Annotated in this window: 14 protein-coding genes; 4 read left to right on the forward strand and 10 right to left on the reverse strand. The window is 68.8% G+C overall.

The window, feature by feature from the left end; all coding sequences use genetic code 11:
* Positions 1 to 37 precede the first annotated feature (37 nt).
* Together AB0I23_RS12415 and AB0I23_RS12420 are read right to left on the reverse strand one after the other, a co-directional pair.
* Positions 38 to 2,533 (reverse strand): phosphoribosyltransferase, encoded by a 2,496-nt coding sequence (locus AB0I23_RS12415; protein WP_359109180.1) that lies wholly within the window; start codon positions 2,531 to 2,533, stop codon positions 38 to 40.
* A gap of 10 nt (positions 2,534 to 2,543) precedes the next feature.
* Positions 2,544 to 3,707 (reverse strand): HpcH/HpaI aldolase/citrate lyase family protein, encoded by a 1,164-nt coding sequence (locus AB0I23_RS12420; RefSeq protein ID WP_359109181.1) that lies wholly within the window; start codon positions 3,705 to 3,707, stop codon positions 2,544 to 2,546.
* 220 nt (positions 3,708 to 3,927) lie between these two features.
* Between AB0I23_RS12420 and AB0I23_RS12425 the strand changes: the two genes are divergently transcribed.
* A complete protein-coding gene (locus AB0I23_RS12425; protein ID WP_359109182.1) occupies positions 3,928 to 4,803 on the forward strand; it encodes a TerD family protein in 876 nt (291 codons plus the stop codon).
* Between the two features lie 31 nt (positions 4,804 to 4,834).
* Here the strand turns inward: AB0I23_RS12425 and AB0I23_RS12430 are convergent, their stop codons facing one another.
* From AB0I23_RS12430 to AB0I23_RS12455, 6 genes are all read right to left on the reverse strand, one after another.
* Complete coding sequence (locus tag AB0I23_RS12430) at positions 4,835 to 5,569, reverse strand: TerD family protein (protein WP_359109183.1); 735 nt, start codon at positions 5,567 to 5,569, stop codon at positions 4,835 to 4,837.
* Positions 5,570 to 5,710: 141 nt separating this feature from the next.
* The gene (locus AB0I23_RS12435) at positions 5,711 to 6,853 is read right to left on the reverse strand and encodes a DUF475 domain-containing protein (RefSeq protein WP_359109184.1); all 1,143 of its coding nucleotides are present in this window, start codon (positions 6,851 to 6,853) and stop codon (positions 5,711 to 5,713) included.
* A 70-nt stretch (positions 6,854 to 6,923) separates the two neighbouring features.
* Positions 6,924 to 7,499, reverse strand: a complete 576-nt coding sequence (locus tag AB0I23_RS12440) for a TerD family protein (RefSeq protein ID WP_266986046.1) — start codon at positions 7,497 to 7,499, stop codon at positions 6,924 to 6,926.
* Positions 7,500 to 7,677: 178 nt separating this feature from the next.
* A complete protein-coding gene (locus AB0I23_RS12445) occupies positions 7,678 to 8,253 on the reverse strand; it encodes a TerD family protein (RefSeq protein WP_359109185.1) in 576 nt (191 codons plus the stop codon).
* A gap of 171 nt (positions 8,254 to 8,424) precedes the next feature.
* A complete protein-coding gene (locus AB0I23_RS12450) occupies positions 8,425 to 8,883 on the reverse strand; it encodes a peroxiredoxin (RefSeq protein WP_359109186.1) in 459 nt (152 codons plus the stop codon).
* A gap of 174 nt (positions 8,884 to 9,057) precedes the next feature.
* Positions 9,058 to 9,495, reverse strand: coding sequence for a DUF3052 domain-containing protein (locus AB0I23_RS12455; protein WP_037696857.1), 438 nt, complete (start codon positions 9,493 to 9,495; stop codon positions 9,058 to 9,060).
* A gap of 483 nt (positions 9,496 to 9,978) precedes the next feature.
* Here AB0I23_RS12455 and aceE point away from each other — a divergent pair, with 483 nt between their 5' ends.
* Positions 9,979 to 12,720 carry a pyruvate dehydrogenase (acetyl-transferring), homodimeric type gene (gene aceE, locus AB0I23_RS12460; RefSeq protein WP_359109187.1) on the forward strand — a complete coding sequence of 914 codons (2,742 nt, stop codon included), beginning with the start codon at positions 9,979 to 9,981 and terminating at the stop codon, positions 12,718 to 12,720.
* Positions 12,721 to 12,776: 56 nt separating this feature from the next.
* Here the strand turns inward: aceE and AB0I23_RS12465 are convergent, their stop codons facing one another.
* The gene (locus tag AB0I23_RS12465) at positions 12,777 to 13,199 is read right to left on the reverse strand and encodes a peptidase inhibitor family I36 protein (protein WP_359109188.1); all 423 of its coding nucleotides are present in this window, start codon (positions 13,197 to 13,199) and stop codon (positions 12,777 to 12,779) included.
* Positions 13,200 to 13,396: 197 nt separating this feature from the next.
* Positions 13,397 to 15,007, reverse strand: coding sequence for an MFS transporter (locus AB0I23_RS12470; RefSeq protein WP_359109189.1), 1,611 nt, complete (start codon positions 15,005 to 15,007; stop codon positions 13,397 to 13,399).
* A 116-nt stretch (positions 15,008 to 15,123) separates the two neighbouring features.
* On the opposite strand from AB0I23_RS12470, the gene AB0I23_RS12475 reads away from it, so the two are divergent.
* Positions 15,124 to 15,855 carry a TetR/AcrR family transcriptional regulator gene (locus AB0I23_RS12475; protein WP_359109190.1) on the forward strand — a complete coding sequence of 244 codons (732 nt, stop codon included), beginning with the start codon at positions 15,124 to 15,126 and terminating at the stop codon, positions 15,853 to 15,855.
* Between the two features lie 182 nt (positions 15,856 to 16,037).
* Positions 16,038 to 17,249, forward strand: coding sequence for an alpha/beta hydrolase (locus AB0I23_RS12480; protein WP_359109191.1), 1,212 nt, complete (start codon positions 16,038 to 16,040; stop codon positions 17,247 to 17,249).
* The last annotated feature ends 46 nt before the right edge of the window (positions 17,250 to 17,295 follow it).

Here is a 17,295-nt window from a genome sequence, read left to right on the forward strand (position 1 = left end):
GTCGGAGTGGTCGGGGTGGTCGTAGTGGCCGGGTAGGTCACTGTGACGCCACCGCCTTGCCGTCCGCGCCCGTCGCTCCGCGGGTGTACTTCGGGTGGATCAGTCCGACGCAGGTGTACGGGAGATCGTCGACCTCCTCGACCGGCACGCCGCGCTGCTCGGCCAGCAGCCGTATGTGTTCGAGGTCGGCACCGGCGCCGCGCTTGGCGAGGATCTTCCAGGGGACGCGTCGCAGCAGTACGCGGGTGGTCTCGCCGACACCCGGCTTGACCAGGTTCACATCATGGATGCCGTACTCCTCGCTGATGCGCTCGACGGCTGCCCAGCCCTCCCAGGTGGGGGCGCGGTCGGCCGTGAGCAGCTCCTTGACCTCGGCGTCCACGGCGTTGCCGACCTCGTCGAAGTGGGCGGCGACGGTGTCGAGGAAGTGACCGGACACATCGGCTTCCGCGAGCTCGCGGTAGAACTTCGCGCCGTGGAAGTCATGGGTGCCGACCAGGTCGGCCCGCAGGACGGTACGGGAGATCAGCCCGGAGACGGTGGAGTTGAGGCAGGCGGACGGGATGAGGAAGTCCTCGCGGGTCCCGTAGGTACGGACGCAGCCGCCCGGGTCGGCGAGGACCGCTATCTCGGGGTCGAATCCGTCGAACTCTTCGAGTGCGGCGGCCAGTTCGCGGGTGATGGCACCCTTGCCGGTCCAGCCGTCGACGAAGACGACGTCGGCGGGGTCGTGGTGGGCGGCCAGCCAGCGCAGGGCGTTCGCGTCGATGCCCCGGCCGCGCACGATGGAGACGGCGTAGTGCGGCAGATCGAGCCCGTGACGGTGCCGGGCCCAGCGGCGCATCAGCACGCCGACCGGGGTGCCGGCCCGCGCGAGGGAGACCAGGACGGGGCGGGGGGTGCGCTCGGCGAGGACCGTCTCGGTGACGGTTCCGACGGCCCGTGCGATGCGGGCCGCCGACAGATCCAGGGCAGCCTTGAACAGGTCCTGGTACGCGGCGGACGGCTGGTACTCGACGGGCAGCGACTCGGCGTAGTGCGCGCCGCCGCTCTGTATCGCCTCCTCGCGCTCCTCTGTGGGCGCCTCCAGCTCGGTGTCCGAGAGGTCCTGGAGCAGCCAGCCGACTTCGTCCGGCGCGTAGGAGGAGAAGGCTGGGCCGCGGAGGGGCTCGGACAGCATGGGGGGTGCCTGCCGTTCGGGGGCGGTGGACGGTGCGGACGACGGGACGTACGAGGGGACGACGGCCAGCAGGACGTGGGAGGTGTGCGCGGCGAGTTCCGCCAGCAGGCCGTCCGGGGCGTGCAGTTCCGGGGTGTCGGCGGCGGAGTCGACAACAACGACCACGGCGTCGAACCCGGCGTCCGCGACGTTGTACGCGTAGCGCGCGCCGGGGCCGTCGGCCGGGTTGTCGTGGGCCGGGAAGACCAGCCGGCTGCGTATCGCGTAGCCGGGGTCGTTCACGGCGAGGACGGGGGACCGTGTGGTGGTCGAGTAACGCACCTCGGCGTCGGTGTGCTCCTCCAGAGCGGTGCCCAGCCGGAGCGGTGCGTACATCAGCTCCTCGAAGCCGAGGACGAGTATGCGGCGGGCTTCACCGCCCAGGGCGCCGACGATGCGGGCGGCCATCGCGGGAAGGGCCGATTCGAGCGTCTCACGGTGGGTGGGGGTGAAGCCGTGCCGCCCGCCGTCGGGCACACCGGCCGGCCACTCCAGCTCCACCCGGGTGCACGGGCTGCCGGCCCCTGCCGCGCCGGCCCGGGCGGGTTCCCGTTCCGGCTCGTGGGCGGCGACCAGGGCCTGCCCCTTCTCCAGGACGCCGTCCGGGAGGCGGACCGTACCGGTACCCCTGGCCACCAGGTCGACGCGGGCGCCGATCTCGGCGGCGAACCCGGTCAGCCGTTCGCGGTCGGCCGCCGACCGCATGTCCACCAGTGCCACGATGACGTAGCGGTCGCGCGGGTAGAGCTCGTGCAGCGCGCGGATCGTATTGAGCACGGTGTTGCCCGTGGAGAACTCGTCGTCCACCAGCACGAGCGGCGCCCCGCTCCCGCGCGCCAGCAAGGCGGGGTCCTCGGGCAGCAGCAGATGGGACGTCGCGTGCGAGTGCGACTCCTCGAAGCCGCCCGCCCTGGCCACGCCCTCGACCGGACGCCGCGTCGAGTGGAGGTACGGGGCCACGCCCAGCCCGTCGGCGACCGCGTGGCCGAGGCCGGTGGCCGTCTCCGCATACCCGAGCACCACCGCCCGGCGGGCCTCCGCCTCCCCGAGGAGCTCACGCACGCGCAGGCCGAGCTCGAACCCCGCGCCGTACACCACGGAGGGCCGCTGCGGCACATGCTTGCCCAGCACATTGGAGACGAGCAGATGGGCCCGCTTGGGGTTGCGGCGCAGGGCGAGGCCCAGCAGCTCCCGGAGCTCGCCGTCGCCTTCGGGCTTCCCGTTGCCGACGAGCTCGACGCCCAGTCGCTCCGCCACCCAGCTACCCGACCACACCACGTTCGCCGTCTCTTTCCTTGCTGCGCGCTCGCTCATCGAGACGCGCTCATTCCGCGAGCCCCGCGGCCAGCAGATCCACGAAGCCGACGTCTTCCTTCGCCACGCCGAAGACCTCGGCCCGTTGCAGGGTGCGCTCGGCCCAGGCGCGGTGCGGCTTCACTTCATTCATCTTGTTCGTGTACGCCGAGCGCAGCACCCCGCCACCGCCCCGCTCCGGCCGCAGGATGTCCTGTGCGTCGCTGAACTCCTCGTGGCTGACCACGGACAGTGCGTGCACCGGCGCGACGTGCGACGGATGGATGCAGGTCTTGCCGAGCAGCCCGTTGGCCCGGTCGAGCTCGATCTCCCGCAGCAGCCCGTCCAGGTCGTGCTCGATCAGTGCCGTGCGCAGCTCCTCGGCCCGGCCCTCCAGGAAGGGGCTGCGGCGCAGCTGCGGCTTGAACATGCGCTCCTGGAGCCGGAAGTACTCCCACACCGGTCCGGTGATCGTGAAGCCCGTGCCGTCCGCCCGGCCCAGCACATTGACCACGTCGGCTATGACCGCGGCGACGAGCTGGACGTCGTACGCCGTCATGTCGGGCGCCCTGCGCAGTCCGTACGCCGAGCAGAAGTCGGTGACCCCGAGCCGCAGGGCGAGCACCCGGTCCCGGTACGTGTGGACGGTGCGGGCGATTCCCTGGAGCGTCGCCGCGCGGCTCTCCAGGTGCAGCAGCTCGGGCGATTCGAGAACGGGCATCGCGAACAGGCGTTGTCCCCCGGCCGTCTCGGCCTTGGTGAGCGCCTCCATGAACGGAATGCCGCGCTCTTCCGTGAACTTGGGAAGTACAAAACCGGACAACAATCGGATGGAGCTGCCGAGCCGCTGCACCAGGTCCGTCATCTGCTCCGGTTCGCGGACCCGGATGAAGAGCAGCGGCACCTCGGCGCCGTGCGCGGCGAGGTCGCGGAACTGCCTGACCAGGTTCTCCTCGGCGTCCGACACCTCGGAGTCGTCGATGGAGTCCTCCAGGCACAGCACCATCGAGACGACACCGCGCCCGGCCTGCTTGAGGACGTCGTCGGCGAGCCGCGGCCGGGTTGCCGGGGAGTAGAGGGTGGCGCCCAGGGCAGCCGACAGCATCCGGGCGGGGGAGTCCGCACCGAATTGGCACGGCTGCCGAAAGAACAGGCCTTCCCGCGCAGCGGGCGAGATGTGCCCGAAATGACGCATGTGATTCCCCCGTAACTGCTGGGCCGGCCGGACGACGTGTGGCCGGTAATAGTACGTATGGACGGGTGTCGGCAGTTCCCCATGTGCGTGAACTTCGGGTAACTCGTCCATTTCCCGACGGGTCCACAAGGCCCGGAGGACGTGGTTCCGACGCACTGCCGAGACATGGGTCGGGCCCCCGCGTTGTCTGCGCGGGCAGCCAGCAGGCAGGATGACCGCCATGACGCACGCGATGCTGAAGGGCTCGAACGTCCCCCTCGACGCCATGGCCGTACGGGCCGTGCTGCGCTGGACCCCGGGCGCCGGGGTGCCCGATGTGGACGCCTCCGCCCTGCTTCTCGGCGCCGGAGGCCGTGTGCGCTCCGACGAGGACTTCGTCTTCTACAACCAGCCCCGGCACCCCTCCGGTCTGGTACGACGGCTGCCGAAGCGCAGTGTCGCCGAGGGGCTCACCGACACCATCGAGGCCGATCTGGGCGCGCTCGATCCGTCGGTCGAACAGGTGGTCATCGCCGCGTCCTCCGACGGGGCCGCCTTCCAGCAGGTCCGCGATCTCCGCATCCTCCTCTACGACGCGGCGTCGGCGGGCGGCGACCCGCTCGCCGTCTTCGATGTACGCCCGGAGACCGGCGAGGAGACCGCGATCATCTGCGGTGAGCTCTACCGGCGCGGCGATGGCTGGAAATTCCGGGCGGTCGGTCAGGGCTACCCGACCGGACTGGTCGGGCTCGCGACCGCCTTCGGCATCTCGGTCGACGAGGCGGAGGCCGCGGCCGAGCCCGATCCGGCCCCGGCTGTGCCGGCGGTCGCCCCCATGTCTCCCCCGGCACCCGTTCCCGACTCGCAGGCCACGGTCCAGCACCAGCAGCCCACGTACGGCTACCCGCAGCCCGCAGCCGCCCCGGCCGCCCAGCCGGCGTACGGCTACCCGCAGCCCACAGCGGCCGCGCCCGCTCCGCAGCCCGCCTACGGCTACCCGCAGCCGCCCGCCGCGCGGCCCGCATACGGCTATCCGCAGCCCGCAGCCGCCGCCGCGCCCGCCCCGGACCCGAATTTCGTCCTGCCGCCGCAGGGCCCCCAGTTCGTCCGCTCCTGACCGCCGCGGCGCCGCGGCGGCAGGCGCCCGCTCAGGCCCGGGACTTGTAGCCGCGCCCCCACTGCATTCCCCAGCCGTACAGCCGGTCCAGCTCCGACTGGAAGCCGTAGACGAACTTCACCTCGCGCCGCACGATCAGCTCGTCCTTGATGTTCTCCACGGTGAACACGGCGCACGAGCGCGCCTGCGGGGCCCGCTCGTCGAGCTCGATCTCGATCCGCGGGCCGTTGCCCGGGTAGAGCGTCACCTTGGCGTGCGTACGGTCGAAGGCCGGCGTCTGGTCGTAGATGTAGACGAAGAACAGCAGCCGCTTGATCTGGTCCCGCTGGTCGAGGTTGACGTACACGGTCTCCCCCGACGGCGCCCCGAACCGGTCGTCCCCGCTGAGCCTGATGTACGGCGGCGCGTTCAGGTCGCCGATCAGGTTGCCGAGCGGCTGCACCACACCCTTGGTGCCGTCCTTCAGCTCGTACATGCAGCCCAGGTCCAGGTCGACGTTGACCACACCCTGGGTGTGTGCCTGGACCACATCGGGCTGGAAGAGCTTGAACGGCCGCAGCAGCCGCCCGCTCTGCCGCGACCTGCCCTCGATGTCGGACGTACGCATCCGCCAGGAGAGGTTGACCCGCAGGTTGCCGGTCAGCGCGCCCTGTTTGGTGAGGGAGACCGTGGCGTGCCGTTTGGACAGCACGATGGAGTTGGTCGCCGCGTTGCCCGACTCGAACTGTGCTTCCCGCCCCGGCCACAGGCTGTCCCAGAACGCCATCCCCAACCCCCACACGTCTCGGTAGTGCCCAGGCCCCGCACGCATCACTGCGGGGCGGCCCCCGGGCCGGGTCCGGGTGTTCCCCGAGAACCGTCGCCGTACGGACCGCCCCGCTGAGAGCGTTCCTCAATCCCTACCGGGTCACACCCCGGACGGGACTTCCGCCCTGGAATCCGAGTCGTCGCCGCCCCCGGCCTCCAGCGCCTTGTTACGCCGGACGGAGGACCAGAAGGACCAGCCGATCAGCACGACGCCGACGAGACCGGTGATGATCTCGTTGATCTGGTACTGGATGGTGACGAGAAGGATGACGGACAGCGCGCCGATGGCGTAGTGCGCGCCGTGCTCCAGGTAGACGTAGTCGTCCAGGGTGCCCTGGCGGACCAGGTAGACCGTGAGCGACCGGACGTACATGGCGCCGATGCCGAGGCCGAGGGCCATCAGCACGATCTCGTTGGTGATGGCGAAGGCACCGATGACACCGTCGAACGAGAAGGACGCGTCGAGGACCTCGAGGTAGAGGAACATGAAGAACGCGGCCTTGCCGGACAGAGCCACCGCGGACAGCTTCTTGCCGGTCTTCCTGGCCTCTTCCTCGGCCTCGTGATCGCGCTCCTCCTCTTCCTCCAGCTTGTTCTCGAAGTAGCCGGAGAGACCGCCGACGATGAGGTACGTGATCAGACCCGCGACACCCGCGAGCAGGACGGTCTCCGCCTTGTCCGCGTGCGCCCCGCCATGCTGGTGCGCCTGGGACGCGAAGGTCATGGCCGAGATCAGCAGCACGATGAGCGCGATGCAGACCGACAGCATGTCGACCTTGCCGAGCTTGGCGAGCGGACGCTCGATCCAGCGCAGCCACTGGATGTCACGGTCCTCGAAAATGAAGTCGAGGAAGATCATCAGAAGGAACATGCCACCGAAGGCGGCGATCGCCGGGTGGGCGTCCGTGACCAGTTCCTGGTAGCGCTCGGGCTGGCTGAACGAGAGATCGACCGCCTCGATGGGCCCGATCTTGGCGGTGATGGCCACGATCACGACGGGGAAGACCAGCCGCATACCGAAGACCGCGATGAGCACACCGACCGTGAGGAAGATCTTCTGCCAGAAGGCATTCATCTTCTTCAGGATTCCGGCGTTGACCACCGCATTGTCGAAGGACAGCGAGATCTCGAGGACGGAAAGAATCGCGACCACACCGAACGCTTCCCACCCCCCGTAGAGCACCGCTGCGACCAGGCCGAGCGCGGTAATCGCGAACGACCAGCCGAAGGTTTTCAGAAGCACTGGCTACCCCATCATGTATGTACGGGTCTCCCCCGGATGTGTACGGGGCTCCCCCGCGCCGTGCGCGGCTTTACGAAACGTTGACCCCAAAGTCTAGAGCGATGCCCCGCAGCCCCGACGCGTACCCCTGTCCCACTGCACGGAACTTCCACTCGCCGTTGTACCGGTAAAGCTCTCCGAAGATCATCGCGGTCTCCGTGGAGGCGTCCTCGCTCAGGTCGTAGCGCGCGAGTTCCTGGCCGTCCGCCTGGTTCACCACGCGAATGAACGCGTTGCTGACCTGGCCGAAAGTCTGGCCGCGATTGTCGGCCTCATGGATCGAGACCGGAAAAACGATCTTGTCGCAGTGGGCGGGGACCTGGTTGAGGTTCACGATGACCGACTCGTCGTCGCCCTCGCCCTCACCGGTGAGGTTGTCGCCCGTGTGTTCCACGGAGCCGTCCGGGCTCGTGAGGTTGTTGTAGAAGACGAACCATTCGTCGCCGAGCACCCGGCCCGACTGGCACAGCAGCGCGCTGGCGTCGAGGTCGAAGTCGGCGCCCGTGGTGGATCGTGCGTCCCAGCCGAGGCCGACGAGCACCTGGGTGAGGTTGGGTGCGGCCTTGGAGAGGGAGACATTGCCTCCCTTGGCGAGTGTGACGCCCATGATGTGAGTCCTCCCCGAGTCGATGAACCGTCTGTTGAGCGCGTCCGGCGCCGCACTGGGTGCGGCGCCGGACGGGGACGTGCTGGAGGGTGTACGGCGGTCATGGCCGGACACCTCCCGGGCGCGGCTCGGGCTGTGCCTTCTCAGGAACGGCCCGGTCGCGCCCTCTGGGCCGTACTCAGACGTTGACGCCGAAGTCCTGCGCGATGCCGCGCAGACCCGAGGCGTAGCCCTGGCCGATGGCACGGAACTTCCACTCGGCGCCGTTGCGGTACAGCTCGCCGAAGACCATGGCGGTCTCCGTCGAGGCGTCCTCGCTCAGGTCGTACCGCGCGAGCTCGGTGTTGTCCGCCTGGTTCACCACGCGGATGTACGCGTTGCGCACCTGGCCGAAGCTCTGCTGGCGGGTCTCGGCCTCGTAGATCGAGACCGGGAAGACGATCTTGTCGACGTCGGCCGGGACTCCGGCCAGATTCACCTTGATGACCTCGTCGTCGCCCTCGCCCTCACCGGTGAGGTTGTCACCGGTGTGTTCGACGGAGCCGTCGGGGCTCTTGAGGTTGTTGAAGAAGACAAAATTCCCGTCGCTGCCGACCTTGCCCTCGGCGTTGGTCAGCAGCGCGCTGGCGTCGAGGTCGAAGTCTCCACCGGTGGTGGTACGGGCATCCCAGCCCAGACCGACGACGACGGCGGTCAGGTTGGGCGCGGCCTTGGTCAGCGAGACGTTGCCGCCCTTGCTGAGGCTGACTCCCACGAGTCCTCCCATTGGTTTCTTGGGGGCCGACGACTGCCGGCGCCTCCACGTTGCGTTGGCATCGGATCAACGAGTGGATCCTAGTGACCGGTTCCCGGCCAAAACAGGCTTTTGGCCGGGGGGCGCCGGGAGATCGTCCGGATCACCGACGCGGGATCGTCCGGAACCGGCTCAGATCGCGTCGAGGGCCTTGATGTAGTCGTTCAGGTCGCGCGCGTCGGGCAGGCCGTTGACGACGGTCCAGCGCACCACGCCCTCCTTGTCGATGATGAAGGTGCCGCGCACCGCGCAGCCCTTCTCCTCGTCGAAGACGCCGTACGCCCGTGAGGCCGCGCCGTGCGGCCAGAAGTCCGAGACCAGCGGGTACTCGAGGCCTTCCTGCTCGGCGAAGACGCGCAGGGTGTGGATGGAGTCGTTGGAGACGGCCAGCAGCTGCGTGTCGTCGTTCTCGAACTTCGGCAGCTCGTCACGGAGGGCGCAGAGCTCGCCCGTGCAGACGCCGGTGAAGGCGAACGGGTAGAACAGCAGCACCACGTTCTTCTCCCCGCGGAAGTCGGAGAGCTTCACGGTCCGGCCGTGGTTGTCCTTCAGCTCGAAATCCGGGGCCTGGGTACCGACCTCGATCGCCATGGAAACGTGTCCCTTCGCTGCTTCACCGGGCTGGGCTGTCCGGGTGGACTCCACCCTACGCAGCCACCTCGGCTCCCCTGCGAACAGGGATGTACGCGGGCGAGGGACACGTGTACGGGCATACGAAGGCCCCCGCCGGTGCACGACCGGCGGGGGCCTCGTGGTGAGTGCGGTTCAGCGCCTGGCTTTGGCCGACTTCGGGGTGACCAGACGGCTGCCCGTCCAGTCCTTGCCCGCATTGATGCTCTTGGTCTGGGAAAGACCGGCTGTCTGGCCGGCCTCGTTGATATCGCTCGGTTCGACGTAGCCTTCGCGGCCGGTCTTCGGCGTCATCAGCCAGATCACACCGCCTTCGTCGATCAGACCAATGGCATCCACCAGCGCGTCCGTAAGGTCGCCGTCCTCGTCGCGGAACCACAGCAGAACGACGTCAGCGACGTCGTCGTAGTCCTCATCGACGAGTTCCTGGCCGGTAGTGGCCTCAATGCCCTCACGGAGCTCCTGCTCGACGTCGTCGTCGTAGCCGATCTCCTGGACCACCTGTCCGGGCTCGAACCCCAGCCGTGCAGCCGAGTTGGTCCGTTCCTCCGCGTGGTCCGCGGTCGCGCTCACGGGTTGCCTCCTGATCATGTTTCGGAAAATGCTTCAGCCACGCGCGTGCGCGGGGCGTTGGCCGTAGTCCACACGGGCGCGGCGGATCGCGCAAGTACCCAGCGTGCGAGACCGCCTAAACGGTGACGTTCCCTGCCACGTCGCCGGACGATCGGCAGGTCCCTGACTGGGCTCCACACGGCCGTCCACACCCTTTACGTCCTTCCACAGCTTATGCCGTTTCGGTCCGCCAATCGGAGTCGAACAGCCTTTGGGAACGCTTGGACGGGTTGGGCGTATGGTTGCGGTTTGATCCAACCCGTCTGTCCGGACCGCCCCGGCGCACCGGACATGATGTCCGATCCACCTGGCGGTTACCCCTCGGTAGAGATGACGTAAGCGTCGTCGCGGTACACGATGGTGCTGGCGCACATGCATACATCCCGGGGGCATGCCTCCCGTAACCAGGCCCCGTAGAGCACCACCGAACAGCGAAGGAACAGCGTGGCTTCCGGATCCGATCGCAACCCGATCATCATTGGCGGCCTTCCGAGCCAGGTCCCGGACTTCGATCCCGAAGAGACCCAGGAATGGCTCGACTCCCTCGACGCCGCCGTCGACGAGCGCGGCCGTGAGCGTGCCCGCTACCTGATGCTCCGGCTCATCGAGCGCGCGCGCGAGAAGCGCGTCGCCGTGCCGGAGATGCGCAGTACGGACTACGTGAACACGATCGCCACGAAGGACGAGCCGTTCTTCCCCGGCGACGAGGAGATCGAGCGCAAGATCCTCAACGCGACCCGCTGGAACGCGGCCGTGATGGTGTCGCGCGCCCAGCGCCCGGGCATCGGCGTCGGCGGGCACATCGCCACGTTCGCCTCCTCCGCCTCGCTGTACGACGTGGGCTTCAACCACTTCTTCCGGGGCAAGGACGACGGTCTCGGCGGCGACCAGATCTTCTTCCAGGGACACGCGTCCCCCGGTATCTACGCCCGCGCCTTCCTGCTCGACCGGCTGAACGAGGCGCAGCTCGACGCCTTCCGCCAGGAGAAGTCGAAGGCGCCGAACGGCCTGTCCAGCTACCCGCACCCGCGGCTCATGCCGGACTTCTGGGAGTTCCCCACCGTCTCGATGGGTCTCGGCCCGCTCGGCGCGATCTACCAGGCGCGGATGAACCGCTACATGGAGGCGCGCGGCATCGCCGACACCTCCCGGTCCCACGTCTGGGCCTACCTGGGCGACGGCGAGATGGACGAGCCCGAGTCGCTGGGCCAGCTCTCCATCGCCGCCCGCGAGGGCCTGGACAACCTGACCTTCGTGGTCAACTGCAACCTGCAGCGCCTCGACGGCCCGGTGCGTGGCAACGGCAAGATCATCCAGGAGCTGGAGTCTCAGTTCCGCGGCGCCGGCTGGAACGTCATCAAGCTGGTCTGGGACCGCTCCTGGGACCCGCTGCTGGCGCAGGACCGCACGGGCATCCTGGTCAACAGGCTGAACACCACGCCGGACGGCCAGTTCCAGACGTACGCCACCGAGTCGGGCGCGTACATCCGTCAGCACTTCTTCGGGGACGACCCGCGACTGCGCGACATGGTCAAGGACATGACCGACGACCAGATCCTGCACCTGGGGCGCGGCGGCCACGACCACAGGAAGGTCTACGCGGCGTACGCGGCGGCCAAGGCCCACAAGGGCCAGCCGACGGTGATCCTCGCGCAGACGGTCAAGGGCTGGACCCTGGGCCCGAACTTCGAGGGCCGCAACGCGACCCACCAGATGAAGAAGCTCACGGTCGAGGACCTCAAGCGGTTCCGCGACCGACTGCACATCCCGATCACGGACAAGCAGCTGGACGAGGGCTACCCGCCGTACTACCACCCGGGCCGCGACTCGGAAGAGATCCAGTACATGCACGATCGCCGCAAGGGTCTGGGCGGCTATGTCCCGACCCGCGTGGTGCGCGCGAAGCCGCTGGTCCTCCCCGAGGACAAGACGTACGCGACCGCGAAGAAGGGTTCGGGTCAGCAGTCGATCGCCACGACCATGGCGTTCGTCCGCATCCTGAAGGACCTCATGCGGGACAAGGAGATTGGCAAGCGTTTCGTGCTGATCGCGCCCGACGAGTACCGCACCTTCGGCATGGACGCGTTCTTCCCGAGCGCGAAGATCTACAACCCGCTGGGCCAGCAGTACGAGGCGGTGGACCGTGACCTGCTGCTCGCGTACAAGGAGTCGCCGACCGGTCAGATGCTGCACGACGGCATCTCCGAGGCGGGCTGCACGGCGTCGCTGATCGCCGCGGGTTCGGCGTACGCCACGCACGGCGAGCCGCTGATCCCGGTGTACGTCTTCTACTCGATGTTCGGTTTCCAGCGCACCGGTGACCAGTTCTGGCAGATGGCCGACCAGCTCGCGCGCGGCTTCGTGCTGGGTGCGACCGCCGGTCGTACGACGCTGACCGGTGAGGGTCTGCAGCACGCGGACGGCCACTCGCAGTTGCTCGCCTCGACGAACCCGGGCTGTGTCGCCTACGACCCGGCGTTCGGGTACGAGATCGCGCACATCGTCAAGGACGGTCTGCGCAGGATGTACGGCGGGACCCCCGAGGAGAATGAGGACGTCTTCTACTACCTCACCGTCTACAACGAGCCGATCCAGCACCCGGCCGAGCCGGAGAACGTGGACGTCGACGGCATCCTCAAGGGCGTCTACCGCTTCAGGAGCGGCGAGAAGGGCGTGATCCCGGCCCAGATCATGGCGTCCGGTGTGGCGGTCCCGTGGGCGGTCGAGGCGCAGCGGATCCTCGCCGACGAGTGGAACGTGAAGGCGGACGTCTGGTCGGCGACCTCCTGGAACGAACTGCGCCGCGAGGCCGTCGAGGTGGAGCGGTACAACCTGCTGCACCCGGAGGAGGAGCAGCGCGTCCCGTACGTGACCCGGAAGCTCGCCGGCTCCGAGGGCCCGTTCGTGGCGGTCTCGGACTGGATGCGTTCCGTACCGGACCAGATCGCGCGCTGGGTTCCCGGTGCGTACCAGTCGCTGGGTGCGGACGGCTTCGGATTCGCGGACACGCGTGGCGCGGCCCGCCGGTACTTCCACATCGACGCGCAGTCGATCGTCCTCGCGGTGCTCACCGAGCTCGCGAAGGAGGGCCGGGTCGACCGTTCGCTGCTGAAGCAGGCGATCGACCGGTACGAACTCCTGGACGTGACCGCGGCCGAACCGGGCGCGGCCGGCGGCGACGCGTAGGCACGACCGGACAGCTCCGAAGGGCGGCGGACCTCGTGGTCCGTCGCCCTTCGGCGTCAGTTCTCCCAGACCTTGAAGGCCCTGACCTGGTACGGGGACTGCGGCACCCAGGTGCCGCCGCCCGGATAGGTCTCGAACTCGCCGGTCTCGGCGCACTCCGCCGACTGGTAGGTGGTGACAGGGCGGCCGGTGCGGTTGGCGAGCGCCTGGACCTTGCCGGCCGGTGGCAGCGGGACACAGCTCTCGATGTCGATGGTGGACAGCTCATGGATCTGCCGGGCGCCGGTGAAGCCCGGCTTCTCCCAGAGACAGAGCTGACCCGCCCCGCACGTTCCGAGCCTGACCGGCGCGGCCTTTGGAGCCGGCGTGGTGCGCGTGGCCTGGGTGTTCTGTGTGGCCGGTGCGGCCTGTGAGGCCTGTACGGCCTGCGGGATGAGCGCGGTGGCGGCCAGTGCGGCGGCAAGCACAGTCGTACGCATATCAATCAACCCCCGTGGTGGTGTGGATCACTTGCATGCACCCTGACCTGCGGGGCACCGCCGCGGGAAGGGGCGCAGGGCCGGACCACCCGGATAGGCGACAGCCCCGCCGGAAGGGTCCGGCGGGGCTGTCGTACGCGCTGTGTTGACGCTCGCGCGCCATCGGCGCCAGGAGCCGGCGCAGGCCTGCGTCGGGGTCAGATGTGGCCCGCGCCCGCGCCCGCCTCCGCATTCGCACCGCGCTTGGTGAGCGTGGCGACCAGCGCGGCGATCACCGCGACCACGCACGCGACCATGAACGCCGTGCTCATGCCCGACACGAACGTGTCATGCGCGACGCTCGTGATCTTCTCCGCGACCGGCCCCGGAGTGCCGGATGCCACCGGCGGGATCCCGACCTCGACGGCCGAGGACGCCTGGTCCAGCTGCTGCGGCGAGAGCGGCGGAAGCTCCGCGGCCGCCCAGTTGTCAGCGAGCTTCGAGTCGACCTGCGAGGCCATGACCGCACCCAGCACCGCCGTGCCGAGGCTCCCGCCGACCTGCATGGCGGCCTGCTGCAGACCGCCCGCGACACCGGAGAGCTCCATCGGGGCGTTGCCCACGATGACCTCGGTGGCGCCGACCATCACCGGGGCGAGGCCGAGGCCGAGCAGACCGAACCAGAGGGACAACGTCAGCGTGCCGGTACCGGTGTCCAGCTGGGACATCCCGAACGTGGCGACGGCGGTGCACACCATGCCGCCGACGAGCGGGACGCGGGGGCCGAGCTTGGTGATCAGAAAACCCGCGAGCGGGGAGCCGACGATCATCATCCCGGTCAGCGGCAGCAGGTGCAGACCCGCGTCGACGGCCTTCATGCCGTGCACGTTCTGCAGGTAGAAGGTGACGAAGAACAGTCCGCCCATGAAGGCGAACGCCATGAGCACCATCAGGACCACACCCGCGGACAGCGGCACCGAGCGGAACATCGCCAGCGGGATCAGCGGTTCCCTGACGTTCTTCTGGAAGAGGGCGAACACCACGAACAGGGCCACGGCCGCCCCCAGGAAGCCGAGCGTCCTGAAGTCGCCCCAGCCCCACTCGGCACCCTTGATGAGCGCCCAGATCAGACAGAACATCGCCTGCGACAGCAGCACGATGCCGCCGATGTCGAAGGAGCTCGGCGCGTTCTCGGCGCGGTGGTCCTTGAGGATCACCAGGCCGAGCAGGAGCGCGGTCGCTCCGACCGGTACGTTGACGAAGAAGACGGACTGCCAGCTGACGTGCTCGACGAGGACACCGCCGAGGATCGGACCGCCCGCCGTCGAGGCACCGATGACCATGCCCCAGATACCGATCGCCATGTTCAGCTTCTCGGCCGGGAACGTGGCGCGCAGCAGGCCGAGCGCGGCCGGCATCAGCAGGGCGCCGAAGAGGCCCTGCAGCACCCGGAACGTGATGACCAGGGCCACGCTGCCGGAGAAACCGATGGCTCCCGATGCCGCGGCGAAGCCGACGACACCGATCAGGAAGGTCTGGCGGTGGCCGAACCGGTCACCGAGCTTGCCCGCGGTGATCAGGGAGACCGCGAGGGCGAGCATGTAGCCGTTGGTGATCCACTGGACGTCGGCGAGCGAGGCGCCCAGCTCCCGCTGGATGGCGGGGTTGGCGATCGCGACGATCGTGCCGTCGAGCGCGACCATCATCACGCCGATGGCCACGGAGAAGAGTGTCAGCCAGGGGTGGCCGCGCAGGCCCTTGGCCGGGGCGGGAGCAGGGGTGCCCTGCGGCTCCCGCGCCGCCTTTTCTGCAGTGGTCTGACTAGTCATGCCGGGGACATTAATGTCAGTCACTGACAGTTTATAAACCATTTCACAAGCTGGTAACCGTCATTTAGCTCACAGGCCTCCTGAGCTGAACAAAGAGACCGAGAGAGGACCGCTCAGTGACCGATGGCCGGCGCGTCGCAGAGCAACCGACCGGGCTGCGCGAACGCAGGAAGCGACGCACACGGGACGCCCTGTTGCACGCCGCCCTCGATCTCTTCACCACCCAGGGGTACGACGAGACCACCGTCGACGAGATCGTCGACGCCGTCGAGGTCTCCCAGCGCACCTTCTTCCGCTATTTCACCGGCAAGGAGGAGACCGCCTTCGCCGTCCAGGAGATGGTGGAGTCGCGTTTCCTCTCCGAGTTGCGTCAACGGCCCGCCACGGAAGCCCCCTTCGAGGCGATGCGCAGCGCGGTCCTGTGCACCTGGAGCAATATCGGTGAGGCGATCGAGGAGATCGTCACCGTCGAGCTCCACATGCGTACCTACCGGATGATCGAGTCGACCCCTTCCCTGCTCGCGGCCCACCTCGGGCGCACCATCGGCCTGGAGACCGAGATCGCCGAGGTGATCGCCGGGCGCGAGGGCCTCGATGTCCGGACGGATCCGCGGCCGCGGGTCGCCGTCGCCGCGTTCTCCGGGGTGATGCGGGTGACCGGGCAGCTGTGGGGGCAGGGGCGGGACACGAGTGTGGAGTCGCTGCGCGCACTGACCGAGAACTATCTGGACCAACTGGGTCCGGCGCTCGCGGGGAACTGGCGTACGCCGGTCGAACTCGTGACCGCGGCGCCTTCCGCCGGACAGCTCCGCCCTCCCATGTGCCGAACGCCTCGTACCGGAACATGACGGACTTCACAACTGCCCTACCACGACCGGCTCGTGCGAGGCGGGAGCGGCGCGAAATCCACTCGGAGCGTACGGGAGGCGCGCACGGAGCGTGAGGGAAGCCCCTCTCAATTCCCCACAGCGGAGTGATGTGCGTCACCCGCTTCACAGTGGTCGTCGCGCGTCTCCTAATGTGGGCCGGAGTGACTTCCTTCGACTCCTCCCCCACACTCACCGCATGGCGCGCGCTGCTCGCCGTCGCGGTCGTGTTCGTGATGCTGGCGACCACCGGCTGGACAGCCGTACGTCACCAACCCTCCCACGAGCCACGCGACATCTCACTCGCCTCCTGGGCGCGGGGGCGCATAGCGGGTCACCCGCTGCCGGACGCCGATGCACCTCCGCACCGGCTGACCCAGTTCTTCGCCACGCTCACCGCGACGCAGCGGACCGCGCTCGCCGACACGTACCCGCTGGTCGTCGGCAATCTGAACGGCGCCCCGGTCACCCTGCGCTACCACGCCAACCGGCGGGCCCTGGTTCAGGCGCGGGCGGTCGAACGGCGACGCTTGCACGACGTCAGGCTCTCCCCGGACGGCCGCGCCGACGCGCTGCGCCGGATGGAGCGCTTCCAGTCGATGCTCGCCCACGGCCGGCGTTTCCTGGCCTTCGACCCGTCAGGGAAGGGCCGGGCCGCCGAGGTGTTCGGTGACCTGGAGAAGGCCGAGCGGATCTCGATCGTCGTGCCCGGTGTCGACACCAACCTGCTGACGCTGGAACGGACCGGGCCGAAGGTCAACGCCGCCCCCGTCGGCATGGCGAAGTCGCTGTACGCGGCCGAGCGCGCCGCCCGCCCCGGCACCCGGACCGCCGTCATCGCCTGGGCCGACTACACCGCGCCCGCCGGCATCGGCATGGACGCGGCCATGGGAAACCTCGCCGAACGCGGCGCGGTCCGGCTGGGTGCGCTCGTCGGTGCCCTGCCCGGCACGTCAAAGGTCTCGCTGTTCTGCCACAGCTACGGGTCCGTGCTCTGCGGTGTCGCCGCGGACGAACTGCCGTCCCGGGTCACCGACATCGCGGTCGCGGGCAGCCCCGGCATGCGGGTGGAGCGCGCCGCTCAGCTGCACACCTCGGCCGCCGTCTGGGCGATGCGGGACCGCAACGACTGGATCGAGGACGTACCGAACATGGAGGTCGGCGGGCTCGGCCACGGGGCCGATCCGGTGGACCGGAGTTTCGGCGCGCGTGTCGTCTCGGCGGGCGACGCCAACGGTCACAGCGGCTATTTCGTGCCGGGCACCGAGAGCCTCAGCAACTTCGCCGCCATCGGCGTCGGTGCCTACGGCTCGGTGAACTGCGCGAGCGCCGACAGTGCCTGCCACGAGGGAATGTCCGGCGCCGGAGGCATGTGACGCGCGTAAAGAGTCGCAACGGGGCATGAATTGCGGCATACGCCGA

This window comes from Streptomyces atratus, assembly GCF_040655115.1.
Classification (GTDB): domain Bacteria; phylum Actinomycetota; class Actinomycetes; order Streptomycetales; family Streptomycetaceae; genus Streptomyces; species Streptomyces atratus_D.

Bases quoted from the DNA above. Each gene is read 5' to 3' on its own strand.
- AB0I23_RS12415 (WP_359109180.1), bottom strand. From the start codon at position 2,533: ATGAGCGAGCGCGCAGCAAGGAAAGAGACGGCGAACGTGGTGTGGTCG.
- AB0I23_RS12420 (WP_359109181.1), bottom strand. From the start codon at position 3,707: ATGCGTCATTTCGGGCACATCTCGCCCGCTGCGCGGGAAGGCCTGTTC.
- AB0I23_RS12425 (WP_359109182.1), top strand. From the start codon at position 3,928: ATGACGCACGCGATGCTGAAGGGCTCGAACGTCCCCCTCGACGCCATG.
- AB0I23_RS12430 (WP_359109183.1), bottom strand. From the start codon at position 5,569: ATGGCGTTCTGGGACAGCCTGTGGCCGGGGCGGGAAGCACAGTTCGAG.
- AB0I23_RS12440 (WP_266986046.1), bottom strand. From the start codon at position 7,499: ATGGGCGTCACACTCGCCAAGGGAGGCAATGTCTCCCTCTCCAAGGCC.
- AB0I23_RS12450 (WP_359109186.1), bottom strand. From the start codon at position 8,883: ATGGCGATCGAGGTCGGTACCCAGGCCCCGGATTTCGAGCTGAAGGAC.
- AB0I23_RS12465 (WP_359109188.1), bottom strand. From the start codon at position 13,199: ATGCGTACGACTGTGCTTGCCGCCGCACTGGCCGCCACCGCGCTCATC.
- AB0I23_RS12470 (WP_359109189.1), bottom strand. From the start codon at position 15,007: ATGACTAGTCAGACCACTGCAGAAAAGGCGGCGCGGGAGCCGCAGGGC.